The sequence below is a fragment of the Kitasatospora sp. NPDC049285 genome (genome assembly GCF_040678815.1).
Classification (GTDB): domain Bacteria; phylum Actinomycetota; class Actinomycetes; order Streptomycetales; family Streptomycetaceae; genus Kitasatospora.
On record NZ_JBFAQR010000041.1, the window covers coordinates 52518 to 65646 of the forward strand.

Annotated in this window: 11 protein-coding genes and 1 pseudogene; 7 read left to right on the forward strand and 5 right to left on the reverse strand. The window is 73.7% G+C overall.

Going from position 1 to position 13129, the window contains the following annotated elements; genetic code table 11:
• Nucleotides 1-3: 3 nt before the first annotated feature.
• Nucleotides 4-1080, reverse strand: coding sequence for a hypothetical protein (locus AB0K51_RS23805; RefSeq protein WP_363458781.1), 1077 nt, complete (start codon nt 1078-1080; stop codon nt 4-6).
• Between the two features lie 147 nt (nt 1081-1227).
• The gene (locus AB0K51_RS23810; protein WP_363458783.1) at nt 1228-1449 is read right to left on the reverse strand and encodes a hypothetical protein; all 222 of its coding nucleotides are present in this window, start codon (nt 1447-1449) and stop codon (nt 1228-1230) included.
• A gap of 129 nt (nt 1450-1578) precedes the next feature.
• Here AB0K51_RS23810 and AB0K51_RS23815 point away from each other — a divergent pair, with 129 nt between their 5' ends.
• Together AB0K51_RS23815 and AB0K51_RS23820 are read left to right on the forward strand one after the other, a co-directional pair.
• A complete protein-coding gene (locus AB0K51_RS23815) occupies nt 1579-2943 on the forward strand; it encodes an FAD-linked oxidase C-terminal domain-containing protein (protein ID WP_363458785.1) in 1365 nt (454 codons plus the stop codon).
• Nucleotides 2944-3394: 451 nt separating this feature from the next.
• The gene (locus tag AB0K51_RS23820) at nt 3395-3727 is read left to right on the forward strand and encodes a hypothetical protein (RefSeq protein WP_363458787.1); all 333 of its coding nucleotides are present in this window, start codon (nt 3395-3397) and stop codon (nt 3725-3727) included.
• Between the two features lie 217 nt (nt 3728-3944).
• Here AB0K51_RS23820 and AB0K51_RS23825 read toward each other — a convergent pair whose 3' ends face one another.
• A complete protein-coding gene (locus AB0K51_RS23825) occupies nt 3945-4934 on the reverse strand; it encodes an EamA family transporter (protein WP_363458789.1) in 990 nt (329 codons plus the stop codon).
• Nucleotides 4935-5074: 140 nt separating this feature from the next.
• Here AB0K51_RS23825 and AB0K51_RS23830 point away from each other — a divergent pair, with 140 nt between their 5' ends.
• The 3 genes from AB0K51_RS23830 (at nt 5075) to AB0K51_RS23840 (ending at nt 8652) form a co-directional block, all read left to right on the forward strand.
• Nucleotides 5075-6139, forward strand: coding sequence for a glycoside hydrolase domain-containing protein (locus tag AB0K51_RS23830; RefSeq protein ID WP_363458790.1), 1065 nt, complete (start codon nt 5075-5077; stop codon nt 6137-6139).
• Between the two features lie 153 nt (nt 6140-6292).
• Nucleotides 6293-7954, forward strand: a complete 1662-nt coding sequence (locus AB0K51_RS23835) for a long-chain fatty acid--CoA ligase (RefSeq protein WP_363458792.1) — start codon at nt 6293-6295, stop codon at nt 7952-7954.
• 128 nt (nt 7955-8082) lie between these two features.
• Nucleotides 8083-8652, forward strand: a complete 570-nt coding sequence (locus tag AB0K51_RS23840; protein WP_363458793.1) for a DUF4396 domain-containing protein — start codon at nt 8083-8085, stop codon at nt 8650-8652.
• A gap of 107 nt (nt 8653-8759) precedes the next feature.
• On the opposite strand, the gene AB0K51_RS23845 is transcribed toward AB0K51_RS23840, so the two are convergent.
• On the reverse strand, nt 8760-9416 hold the full coding sequence (locus tag AB0K51_RS23845; RefSeq protein ID WP_363458795.1) for a PepSY domain-containing protein: 657 nt from the start codon (nt 9414-9416) through the stop codon (nt 8760-8762).
• Between the two features lie 129 nt (nt 9417-9545).
• Between AB0K51_RS23845 and AB0K51_RS23850 the strand changes: the two genes are divergently transcribed.
• Nucleotides 9546-10223 carry a response regulator transcription factor gene (locus AB0K51_RS23850; protein WP_363458797.1) on the forward strand — a complete coding sequence of 226 codons (678 nt, stop codon included), beginning with the start codon at nt 9546-9548 and terminating at the stop codon, nt 10221-10223.
• On the forward strand, nt 10216-11634 hold the full coding sequence (locus AB0K51_RS23855) for a HAMP domain-containing sensor histidine kinase (RefSeq protein ID WP_363458798.1): 1419 nt from the start codon (nt 10216-10218) through the stop codon (nt 11632-11634). Before AB0K51_RS23850 ends, AB0K51_RS23855 begins: the two co-directional genes overlap by 8 nt.
• A 43-nt stretch (nt 11635-11677) precedes the next feature.
• On the opposite strand, the pseudogene AB0K51_RS23860 reads toward AB0K51_RS23855, so the two are convergent.
• Nucleotides 11678-12415 (reverse strand): annotated as a pseudogene (locus AB0K51_RS23860) (response regulator); the annotation flags it as partial.
• Between the last annotated feature and the right edge of the window lie 714 nt (nt 12416-13129).

The following is a 13129-nucleotide window of genomic DNA, read 5'->3' on the forward strand; positions in this document are numbered from 1 at the left end:
CGGTCAGAGGGTGGTCGTGGTGTCCACCAGCGCGAGGTCGAACGGGCCTGATCCCACGTTGAGTTGGGAGGTGACCCGGGTGTTCGCGGGGTCGATGATGCTGAGGCCCTTCGGGTCGTCGAGCGAGCTGGTGAGGTAGGCGGCGGTTCCGTCCGGGGTGAAGGCGACGTTGGTGGGGTTGCGGCCGACGGTGAGCGTGGCGGGGCGGGCGGTGTCGGTGGCGGTGTCGACGACGGCCACGTCGGTGGAGGCCGACTCGGTGACGTAGAGCAGGGAGCCGTCGGGGCTGACGGCGGCGTTCCCGGCGACGCCGAACCCGGGGAGGCCGATCGGTGCGTGGAGGAGGGTGAGCGAGCAGGCGTCGATGTCGAGGACCTGGTTCGTGGTGGCGTCCACGGCGTAGAGGCGTCGGCCGTCGGGCGCGAGCGTGAGGCTGATCAGGAGGCCGCCGCTGTTGGGGCTGTCGAGCGTTGCCAGGGTCTGGCCGGTGCCGAGATCGAGCAGCCTGACGGAGTTGTCGGTCACGACGTACGCCTGCTGCCCGCCGGGGGCCAGCGCCATCCGGATGGGGTTGGCGCCGATGGCGAGGGTCCTGACCACCTGGAGGGTGGCCGCGTCGATGACCATAATGCTGCCCGCGATGGTCGGGGATCCGCTGTTCACGACGTACACGGTGCGCCCGTCCGGGGAGACGAGCACCTGGACCGGCTGCTCTCCCACGGCGACGGTGGCGGTCACCGCGGCGGCGCGCGTGTCGACGACGGAGAGGCTGTTGCTGTAGAAGTTGGCGACGTACGCCGTGGTGCCGTCCCGCTGGACCGCCACCGCGTTGGGGAGCTGGCCGAACCCGGTGGAGACGGTTTCGACCACGCGCTGCGTCCGCCGGTCCAGGACCACCAGGCTGCCGTTGAACCCCTGCGGATCATCGGAGTCGACGATGAAGGCGTACTCGTTCAGGGCCGCGGTGCCGGTGCCGGGCGCGGAAGCGGCGACGTCGGCGGACGCGTGGAGCACGGTCGCGCCGATCAGCAGCAGGGTGCAGGCGCCGATGACGGCGGCCCGTCGGGTGGGATTCCGCACGAGGTTCCTCCTGGGGCACGACCGGGCTGCGACGTGGTTCACCAGGGAGTATGCGGCGCGGTCCGTCCGGTGTGACGGCTCGCCACCATCCTGCGCCGATCTGCCACTCGGACAGCCCCAGGCCCCCGGGCGTCAGGTGGCGGACCGTCAGAAGAGGGTCGGCGGGAGGTCCTGGCCGGGGAGGCCGGGGAGGGTGTCCTGCCAGCGGGTGGCTTCGGTGAGGGGGAGTTGGCGCATGCTGCCGTCGCAGAGGACGAGGGAGCGGCGGTCGCGCTTGTGGTCGTGGATGACGCCGTAGCCGGTGCGGCGGGTGGGCATCAGGGCGACCGGGCGCTCGCAGGCGGGGCACTGGACACGGGGTGCGCGCATGGGAACAGGGTGCCCGAGGGGACCGACAGCGGGACAGGGGTCGGCGCAGCGGCGGTCGGGGCTTGCCCGGGGTGGGGGAGGGGAGGAGAGTGCGGGCGGTGGAGTGGTGTGCGGGAGTGGAGGGTTGCCGTGGGTGATCTGGTCGAGCGGCTGACGGCGGGGCTGCCGGGTGGGGCGGTCGCGGTGGATCGGGATGTCACGGCGGCGTACGCGCGGGACATGGCCGGGTTCTGTGCGGCCGGGGATCCGGCGGTGGTGGTGTTCCCGGAGACGGTGGAGCAGGTGCAGTTCGTCATGCGGACGGCCACCGAGCTGCGGGTGCCGGTGGTGCCGCAGGGCGCGCGGACGGGCCTGTCGGGCGGTGCCAACGCGGTGGACGGGTGCGTCCTGCTCTCGCTGACCCGGATGAACCGGATCCTGGAGCTCGATCCGGTGGAGCGGATCGCCGTGGTGCAGCCGGGCGTGGTGAACGCCGAACTGTCGCGTGCGGCCGAGGCGGTGGGCCTGTCCTACCCGCCGGACCCGTCCAGCTGGGAGTCGTGCACCATCGGCGGCAACATCGGCACCGGCGCGGGCGGCCTGTGCTGCGTGAAGTACGGCGTGACCAGCGAGTACGTACTCGGGCTCGACGTGGTGCTGGCGGACGGCCGGCTGCTGCGGACCGGGCGGCGGACCGCCAAGGGGGTGGCCGGGTACGACCTGACGCGGTTGTTCGTCGGGTCGGAGGGGACCCTGGGCGTGGTGGTGGAGGCCGTGGTCGCGCTGCGGCCCGCGCCGGGCCCGCAGTTGGTGCTGGCCGCCGAGTTCGACTCGGTGGACGCCGCGGGGCAGGCGGTGTGCGAGGTGATGGCGGCGGGGTTCACGCCGTCGCTGATGGAGCTGATGGACGCCACCACCGTGCGGGCGGTGAACGAGATGGCGCAGATGGGACTGCCGGAGTCGACCCGGGCGTTGCTGCTGGTCGCCTTCGACGGGCCGGACCAGCGCGAGCGGCTGGCTGCGGTGGCGGAGCTGTGCACCGCCGCGGGAGCCACCGAGGTGGTGCCGGCCGAGGACCGGGCCGAGTCCGAACTGCTGCTCCAGGCACGGCGCCTGTCGCTGCCGGCGATGGAGCGGATGGGCACCACGATGATCGACGACGTGGCGGTGCCGCGGGCCCGGCTGGCCGCGATGCTGAACGGGGTGGCCGAGATCGCCGACCGGTACCGGCTGACCATCGGCGTGGTCTCGCACGCCGGCGACGGCAACACCCACCCGGTGGTGATCTTCGATGCCCAGGACGCCGAGCAGGTGGAGCGGGCGAAGCAGTCCTTCGACGACATCATGGCGCTGGGCCTGGAACTCGGCGGCACGGTGACCGGCGAGCACGGCGTCGGGCTGCTGAAGCGGGAGTGGCTGGCACGCGAGCTGGGGCCGGTGGGGCTGGAGCTGCAGCGGCAGATCAAGGGGGTCTTCGATCCGCTGGGAATTCTCAATCCGGGAAAGATGATCTGATTCGGGAAAGATGATTAGTCGGGGAAGGATGATCTGACAATCCTGCGCTATTGGGAATTGTCGACAATGGATGGTCATCGAACCGAAGCGGGGCGCGGGCGGTAATTCCGCGCGCCCCGGGGCTCGTGCGACTCGCCGGACGGGGCCCTCCCGTGCGCCCGCCGGGAGGGTGTTGCGCCGCCGCCGTCCGGGCGAAGTGCCAGATCAGTGTCGGTGCGTCGGTCAGCGAACCGACCGTCCGCGGATTATGCGCCGAGTCGTCAGCATCACGCTAATGGGCGAAAAGGCTCTTCGGTGCTGGTGCTTTGTCGATTTGTTGCGGAAGTCTGGTCCCCGGCGTCGCAGCCCCCGGAGTTCGTTTGGCCGCGAACCCGGATTCGAATATCCCGAATATCAGCTGACCAGTCCGCAGCCCGAGGGCTGACGGTCGACGATTTCACGGAGGAATTTCATGGCGCGCTCCCGCACCACTCACTTGGCCGCCCTGCTCGTTTCCGTCCCGCTGGCAGCCGGTCTGCTGCTCGCCGGGGCCGGCGCCGCGGCGGCCGACAACGGTGCGGCTGCCGACCACGGCTCCAACGGCAGCGTGGTCTCCAACCTCGGCAGCGGCAACATCTTCGGATCGGTCGACGGCAACTACAACTCCACCCAGCAGACGGCGACCGGCGCCGGTGCGTCGAACCAGAACAACACCCTGGGCGTGAAGGACAACTACGGCATCGTCCTCGCCGACCAGTCCAACAAGAACTTCACCTTCGTCTACTCGCCGGTCTTCACCTCCTGACCTCCCGGCGGGAGGTGCGTACGGCCGGCGGGGGCGCCGACCGGAACAGGGCACGGACCGCCGTGGCACCCGGGAGTGGAGAGGGTCACCGCCTCGGGGCGCAGAGAGCACGAGATCCCCGGAGAGAAGTCCCGGAGGATCCCGAGGAGAACCCCGCGGGGGCGCGCAGGCCGCAACGGCCTCCGCGCCCCCGCGGGCGTTCCGTCGGAACGGAAAGTCAGCGCCGAGCCGTCAGCGTCGCGCCGACGCTCGCCGCGACGACGCAGCAGATGCCCAGCACCTGCGGCAGCCCGAGCACCTGGCCCAGCACCACCAGGCCGACCAGGGCGCTGACCGCCGGGTCCAGGCTGACGATGACGCTGAACACCCGCTGGGACATCCGGCGCAGCGCGGTCATCTCCAGCGCGTACGGCAGCACCGGGAAGAGCAGGGCGACCGCGGCGACGGCGAGCAGCAGCAGGACGGGGGAGCCGGAGTCGGCCAAGCCGTGCACGGCTTCGGCGGCGCCGAACGGGGCGAGCACCAGGGTGCCGATGGTGAAGGAGACCGCGAGGCCTTCGAAGCCCTTGAAGGCCGCGCCGACCTTGTCGGTGAACAGGATGTACCCGGCGTAGCAGGCGGCGGCGCCGAAGGCGCAGGCCAGTCCGACCGGGTCGAGCCCGCCGGAGCCGTCGCCGCCGAGCAGGGTGAGCAGGGCGACCCCGGCGGCGGCCAGCATCGCCCAGAGGACGTGGCCGGCCCGGCGGGCGAAGACCAGGGCGACGGCGAGCGGTCCGAGGAACTCGATGGTGGCGGCGGTGCCCATCGGGAGGCGGTCGACGGCACCCGCGAACAGCAGGGTCATCCCGGCCGAGGCGACGCCGAGCAGGCCGCCCAGGGCCAGGTCGCGGGGGCTGCGTCCGCGCAGCTTGGGCCGGGTGAAGGCGAGCAGGACGACGGCCGCGAAGGCGAGCCGCAGGAAGGTGGCACCGGCCACGCCCAGGATGCCGAACAGGGGCTTGGAGGCGGCCACACCGAGCTGCACCGCCAGCATCGACACCACGCACAGCACCGGCGCCGGTACCGCGCCCACCCGTCGGCGCGCACCGGCCGACCGGTCGCGGGCGGTGGAGCCCCGCGCCGGGCGGGCACTGCCCTGCACCTTGGAAACGGAGGTGGCGGGCGCGTAGTCGGTGGCGGTTTCGACGGTGAGGGAGGTGCCTGGCATGGGATCGAGTGTCCCGTAAGGAGTGCAACTCGTCAAAGCCGGTTACCGGAAGGTGGCGGGGTGGGGCCGCCCGAGTGACCTGCGGCCCGCTCCGGCGTGTCCTGCGGATCGAGCTGATGGTCTGTCAGTAGTTCTGGAGGGTGCGCTACCTCGGACCGGCGGCACTGACGGCCGCATCGCTCGTCCTGCTGCTCGCCACCGACCGCGACGCCGCGAGTCTGCTGGCGACCGACCCGTCGGCGGCCGCGCCCGCCCAAGGCGCAGTCGCCCTGGCCGCGCCCGCCCAGGCCGCAGTCGCCGCGCCCGCCCAAGCCACGGCCGCCCTGGCGGGGCCCGCCCCGGCCGCACCGGCGCTGGTCGTGCAGACCGTCGCCCACGAGGTCGTGCCGCAGCTCGGCCCGGCCCTCACCCCGGAGACCCCGCCGGCCCCGCCGGTGGTGCTGAAGCGCACCGTGCTGGCCGACCCGCTGCGCGCCCGCAAGACGCCGCTGCCGAGCGAGGTGTTCGCCGGGGCCGGGTTCGACGCCTGTACCGCGCCGTCGCTGGAGACCCTGCAGGCCTGGCGCGACGCGTCGCCGTACGGTGCGGTCGGCATCTACCTGAGCGGGCGTCAACGGGCGTGCGGCCAGCCGAGGTTGACCGCCGACTGGGTGCGGGAGGCGAAGGCGATGGGGTGGCGGCTGATCCCCACCCACGTCGGGCGGCAGGCGCCGTGCATGACCACGGGGAAGCCGCAGCGGATCGACCCTGCGACGGCGGTGCAGCAGGGGAAGGAGGAGGCGGCCGAGGCGGTGAAGGCGCTGAAGAGCCTGGGGCTGCGCACCGGTACCCCGGTCTACCTGGACATCGAGGCGTACCCGCGCGGCGACGCGGCCTGCAGCCAGGCGGTGGTGGACTTCACCCTGGGCTGGACCCAGGCACTGCACAAGGCGGGCTTCCGGTCCGGCTTCTACTCCTCCACCGACGCGGGGATCGCCGACCTGGCCGCCGCCGCCCGCGCGGGCAGCTCCCCGCTGCCGGACGCGGTCTGGTACGCCCGCTGGGACGACCACCCGACCACCACCGACGGCGCGGGCCAGCTCGGCACCGACCTGTGGACCCCGCACTCCCGGATCCACCAGTACCACGGCAACGTCCAGGAGACCTACGGTGGTCAGACCCTGACCATCGACCGCGACCAGCTGGACGGCCCGGTCGCCCGCTGAGCGGCCCGCCCGGCGGGCGTTGACCAGCGGCTGAGGCCCGGATCTCATCTCGGTTGCGGATGCTGACAGCGGGGGTACCGCGACGGAACAATCGGACGAACCGCTTGCTACCTGCGGGTAGTAAGTCCGCCGCCCGGTCAAGGAGGACCCCGCGTGTACAGCACGATGCAGGACGTTCCGCTCACCGTCGCCCGGATTCTGCAGCACGGCTCCACCGTCCACGGCCGGTCCACCGTCACCACCTGGACCGAGGGCGGCCCGGTCGTGCGGACCTTCGCCGAGATCGGCGCCCGCGCCGCGCAGCTCGCGCACGCGCTGCGCGACGAGTTCGGGGTGGCCGAGGGCGAGGCCGTGGCGACCCTGATGTGGAACAACACCGAGCACCAGGAGGCGTACCTCGCCATCCCGTCGATGGGCGCGGTGCTGCACACGCTGAACCTGCGGCTGCCCGGCCCGCAGCTGGCCTACATCGTCAACCACGCCGCGGACCGGGTGGTGATCGTCAACGGCTCGGTGCTGCCGCTGCTCGCCGCCGTGCTGCCGCAGGTCGCCGGGACGGTCCGGCACCTGGTGGTGGCCGGCCCGTACGACCCGGCGCTGCTGGCGGGCTACGACGGCACGGTGCACGACTACGAGGCGCTGATCGCCGACCGCCCGACCGGGTACCCGTGGCGCACCGACCTGGACGAGCGGCAGGCGGCGGCGCTCTGCTACACCTCCGGCACCACCGGCGACCCCAAGGGCGTGGTCTACAGCCACCGCTCGGTCTACCTGCACTCGATGCAGATCATCGCGGCCTCCTCGTTCGGCCTGACCAGCCAGGACGTCGTGCTGCCGGTGGTTCCGATGTTCCACGTCAACGCCTGGGGCATCCCGCACGCCGCCTTCATGACCGGCGCCAGCCTGCTGATGCCGGACCGCTTCCTGCAGCCCAAGCCGCTGGCCGAGATGATCGACCGGATCAAGCCGACCTTCAGCGCCGCCGTCCCGACCATCTGGACCGGCCTGCTGGACGAGCTGGACGCCGGCGACTACGACACCTCCACGCTGCGCACCGTGGTGATCGGCGGCTCGGCCTGCCCGCCCTCGCTGATGAAGGCCTTCGAGGAGCGGCACGGCATCCGGGTGGTGCACGCCTGGGGCATGACCGAGACCTCCCCGCTCGGCACCGTCGCGCACCCGCCGGCCGGCCTCTCCGCCGAGGAGGAGTGGCCGTACCGGGTCACCCAGGGCGTCTTCCCGGCCTCCGTCGAGGCCCGGCTGATCGGGCCGGACGGCGAGCCGATGCCCCACGACGGCGTCGCCGCAGGCGAGTTGGAGGTCCGCGGCCCGTGGATCGCCGGGGCGTACTTCGGCGGCGCGAACGGCGAACCGGAGCGCCCGGAGGACAAGTTCAGCGAGGACGGCTGGCTGCGCACCGGCGACGTCGGCACCATCACCGCGGACGGCTACCTGACCCTGACCGACCGGGCCAAGGACGTGATCAAGTCCGGCGGCGAGTGGATCTCCTCGGTCGAGCTGGAGAACCACCTGATGGCGCACCCCGAGGTGGCCGAGGCCGCGGTGGTGGCCGTCCCGGACGAGAAGTGGGGCGAGCGCCCGCTGGCCACCGTGGTGCTGCGGCCCGGCGCCACCGTCGGCCTGCCCGAACTGCGCGCCTTCCTGGCCGGACGGATCGCCTCATGGCAGCTGCCCGAGCGCTGGGCGCTGATCGACGCGGTGCCGAAGACCTCGGTGGGCAAGTTCGACAAGAAGGTGATTCGCGCCGACTACGCCGCCGACCGCCTGGAGGTCACCCGGCTCGGCAAGGAGTAGCCCGCCCAGGGCGGCCCCCAGGGCTCCGGACGATCGGAAAAGCGGATGCCGGAATACCCCAGGGGGGTATAGCGTTCCACTGACCGGAGATCACCGGACGACAGATCACCGGACGACAGGGGGCCGCCATGGAGCACACCGACCACGCCGAACAGCAGCAGCACAGCCACCAGCACCACGCCCACGCCGGGCACCACGAGCACGCCGACCACCTGGCACACACCGACCACCAGGCGCACCAGCACCACCACGCGCAGGGCGGAGGCAGCAGCTGGCGGGTCGCCGCCCAGGCGACCCTGCACTGCCTCACCGGCTGCGCCATCGGCGAGGTGCTCGGCCAGGTGATCGGCGTCGGCTTCGGCCTGCACAACGGCGCCACCGTGGTCATCTCGATCGTGCTGGCCTTCGTCTTCGGCTACGCGCTGACCATGCGCGGCGTGCTGAACGCCGGTCTGGGCGTGCGGGAGGCGCTGAAGGTCGCGCTGGCCGCCGACACCGTGTCGATCATCGTGATGGAGCTGATCGACAACGGCGTCATGGTCACCGTCCCGGGCGCGATGGACGCCGGACTCGGACAACTGCTGTTCTGGGTCTCGCTGGCCGGCTCGCTGGTGCTGGCGTTCGTGGTCACCGTCCCGGTCAACCGCTGGCTGATCGGCCGCGGCCGCGGCCACGCCGTGGTGCACGCCTACCACTGACGCCTACCACTGCCGCCCGCCACTGGCGCCCGCCACTGACGCCCGCCGCAGCCCGGCAACCCGAAGGGCCCCCGCCGACGACTCGGCGGGGGCCCTCAACGGTGCGCTCAGCGCACGTCGTTGACGGTGTTTCCGGTGATCGACCCGTCGGTGCCGTCCACCGTCACCAGGTGGCGCACCCCGTCCGGGCCGAGCACGTCGACCGCCCAGGAGCTGCCGCCGCCCTCGCGGCCGACCACCGACAGCGCGTCCACCTTGCCGCCCGGCACCGCCCCGGCGGCCTTCGCCACCGCCTGGTCGGCGGGGATGCCCGGCAGCGCCGCGGGCGCGAGCTTCCCGGCCGGGCCGGCCTGCTTGCCACCGACGGACAGGCCCGGCATCCCGGGCATCCCGGGCTTCACCACGGCGCCGCCGAGCACGGTGCCGTCCGGCAGTACCTTGCCCTCGACCAGCTTCCCGTCGGGGCCGGCGACCACCCCGCGCTCGCCCTTCCCCATCCCGGGCTTCACCGGGAACGGCGCGCCGGGGACGTCGCCGTCCCAGGCGAACACCGTGCGCCCGCGGTCGTGGTGCTCGGCCACCGCGACCCCGCCGACCGCCACCACGCCCAGCACCACCACCACGGCGGCGCCCAGCAGCCAGCGGTTCCGCGGCCGCTCCGGAAGCCGGACCACCCGCTTGCGCAGCGAGCGCTTGGCGACCGGGACGGCCGCCTCCTCCTCGAAGCCGGACTCCGACGACTCCGGCGGTATCGGCTGAGACATACGCGTACGACTCCCTCGAAACACGGCCGGGACACCCCGCTGGCCGGGCGCCCAGCATGCCCGGGGCTGCCTGAAGCCAAGCTGAAGCCGCCCTGGGCGGCCCCGGAGCCACCTGTCACCCTGGTCCGCATGCGCGTACTGGTGGTCGAGGACGAACGGCGGCTCGCCGCCGCACTGCAACGCGGCCTGCGGGCCGAGGGCTTCGCCGTCGACCTGGCCCACGACGGCAACGAGGGCCTGTGGCTGGCCACCGAGCACGACTACGACGTGATCGTGCTCGACATCATGCTGCCCGGCCTCAACGGCTACCGGATCTGCGCCCGGCTGCGCGCCGCCGGCGACGACACCCCGATCCTGATGCTCACCGCCAAGGACGGCGAACTCGACGAGGCCGAGGCGCTGGACACCGGCGCCGACGACTTCCTCTCCAAGCCGTTCTCCTACGTGGTGCTGGTCGCCCGGCTCCGCGCCCTGGTCCGCCGCACCGGCCGCCGGCTCCCGCAGACCCTGGAGTTCGGCGACCTGGCGATCGACCCGGCCCGCCGCACCTGCAGCCGCGGCGGCACCGAGATCCGGCTCACCACCCGGGAGTTCGCCGTCCTGGAGTGCCTGGCCCGGGCGGCCGGCGGCGTGGTCTCCAAACGGGAGATCCTGGAGAGCGTCTGGGACTCCGCCTACGACGGCGACCCCAACATCGTCGAGGTGCACATCAGCGCCCTGCGCCGGAAGATCGACACGCCGTTCGGCCGCACCGCCGTCGGCACCCTCCGCGGCGCCGGCTACCGGCTGGCGGTGGACGGTGGCTGAGCGCGCCTTCCGCGACCTGATGAGGCGTCAACTCGCTCGCCTGGTGCCGCGGTCCGTCCGCGCCCGGGCCACCTTCGCGGCCACCGCCGTGGTCGCCCTCGCGCTCGGCGGGACCGCCTTCGCACTGCTCGCCGTGCTGCACGCCAACCTGGTCCGCAATGCCCAGGACGCCGCCTTCCAACAGGCCTCCGACGTCGCCGAGTTGGCCGGACGCCAGCACCTGCCGCCGCTCCTCCCGGCCCGCGGCGCGGACTTCATCCGGGTGATCGACGCCAAGGGCCGGCTCATCGCCACCACCCCCGACCTGATCAAGCCCCCGGGCCCGGACGCCGTCCCGCAGCCCGTCCCGTTCAAGCAGCCCGTCCCCGTCAAGCCCGGCATCCCGGTGGCGAAACTCGCCGACCAGGACCACCGCCAGCGCGTGGTCACCACCACCGTCACCGGTCCGGACGGCCAACTCACCGTCTACGCCGGGACGTCCCTGCGCGACGCGGACGCCGCCGGGCAGACCGCCGCCACCGGGCTCGCCGTCGCGGTACCGCTGCTGATCCTCACCATCGCCGTGGTCACCTGGCGGGTCACCGGCCGGGCCCTGCGGCCGGTGGAGGCGATCCGAGCCGAGGTCGCCGAGATCACCGGACACGACCTGCACCGCCGGGTGCCCGTCCCGCACACCGGCGACGAGGTCGCCCACCTCGCCGTCACCGTCAACGCCACCCTCGACCGGCTGGAGGACGCCGGCCTGCGCCAGCGCCGCTTCATCGCCGACGCCTCCCACGAACTGCGCAGCCCCATCGCCGTGTTGCGCACCCAACTGGAGGTCGCGTTGGCCCACCCCGACCCCGACCTGTGGCCCGAACTGCTCGCCGACGCCCTGCAGGACACCGTCCGGCTCCAGGACCTCGCCGCCGACCTGCTGCTGCTCGCCCGACTGGACGCCGCCGACCCGGTCGCCACCGAACTCCTCGACCTGGACGTGCTGTTCGCCGACACGCTGGCCGCCCGCGGCCCGGACCGGATCCCGGTGCACGCCGAACTCGCCCCCGGAATCCGGGTGGTGGGGAACCGCACCTGGCTCAGCCGACTGCTCACCAACCTGGTCGACAACGCCCAGCGCTACGCCGACCGCCGGATCGAGGTCCGGCTGACCGCCCAACGCGGCGTCACCGGCGCGGTGTTGGAGGTGTGCGACGACGGCCCGGGCATCCCGCTCGCCGACCGGGAGCGGGTGTTCGAGCGCTTCACCCGGCTCGACGACGCCCGCAGCCGTGAACTCGGCGGCGCCGGACTGGGGTTGGCCATCGCCCGGGACCTGGCCGGGCACCACGGCGGCACCCTCGCCGCGGAGGACACGCCGCACGGTGCCCGCCTGGTGGCCCGCCTTCCGCTGGCCGAGCCACCCCCGCGCTGAACCGGCAGGCCCCGAAGGCGAGTTGCCCGCCGGCACCCGGACGTCAGCGGCTGCTGCCCGCCGTCGCGACCTCGCCCAGCGCGCCGATCCGGGCCAGCAGGTCGACGATCCGGCCCTGCACCTCGTCGGTGGTGGAGCGCTCGGCCAGGAACAGCACGGTCTCGCCGGTGCGCAGCCCGGGACGGGCCTGCGGGTCCAGCCCGGCCGCGGTGTACACCACCAGCGGGGTGCGGTGCAGCCGGTCGTTGGCGCGCAGCCAGTCCAGCAGGCCGAGGTGGCGCCGCTCGATCCGCAGCAGGTCCATCACCACCAGGTTCGGCTGCACGCTGCTGGCCCGGGCCACCGCCTCGTTCTCGTCGGCGGCGTGCTCGACGTGCATGCCGCGCCGCTCCAGGCTGGCGATCAGCGCCGCCGCCACGTCCGGGTCGGACTCCACCAGCAGCACCCGGGCCGCGTGGTTCTCGCCGTCCCGCGGCGCCAGCGCACGCAGCAGCACCGCCGGGTCGGCGCCGTATGCGGCGTCCCGGGTGGCCTGGCCGAGTCCGGCGGTGACCAGCACCGGGATCCGGCCCGCCAGCGCGGCGGTGCGCAGCGACTGCAGGGCGGTCCGGGTGATCGGCCCGGTGAGCGGGTCGACGAATAGCGCCGCCGGGGCGACCGGAGCGTGCGCGTCCACCTCCTCGCGGGAGGCGACGATCACCGGCTGGAAGCCGCGGCCCTCCAGCGCGCCGCGGGTGGACGGGTCGGGCTCCGGCCAGACCAGCAGCGGGCGCGGACCGTCCGCCGCCTCCCTCGCCTGGGACAGTTCGGCCATCGGACGCGGCGGGGTGCGACCCTCCGCGGCGGCCGGCAGCGCCAGCGCCGTCCCGTTCGAACCGGCCCGCACCGCCTGCCCGTTGGCCTCCGCGGGCCGCTCGCCGCCGGGCGGCAGCGCGGCCGGCTCGGCCGCGGGCAGCGCCGCGGCGGGCTGCGGGAAAGCCGCCGGGAAGGCGGCCTGGAAGCCGCCGCCGAGCGGGCGCGGCGGGGCGAGTTCACCGAGGCCGGTGCCGATCGGCTGCGGCTGGACGGGCTCGGCCGGCGGCGCGGCCTGGGGCAGCGCGGGCGGGGCGAGCGGCGCCGGCGGCACCGGTCGGGGCGCGGGCTCCAGCTCGGCGGAGGGCGGCGGCCCGTCGGCCGGGATCGCGGGCAGCACGGCCGTCACCTCCTCCGCGCTCTCCGCGGTGTTGGCGGGCAGCGCGAGGCGCCGCCGCCGACCGGTCGGCTGGACGGCCGGGGCGACCGGCTCCGGCGGGGTGGCGGGCAGCGCGTGCTCCAGCCCGGGGTAGATCGGGGTGCCCGGGTCGGGGATGCCGGGGATGGAGAGCGCCGGGGCGCTCTCCACCGGGGGCTCCACGGCGGGCACCCGGACCTTCCCCGCCCTCTTCGCCGAACAGCCGGTCCGCCCGGTGGACGAGTACCCGCAGCGCCTGCTGGCCGCGCTCAAGGCCTGCGCCCC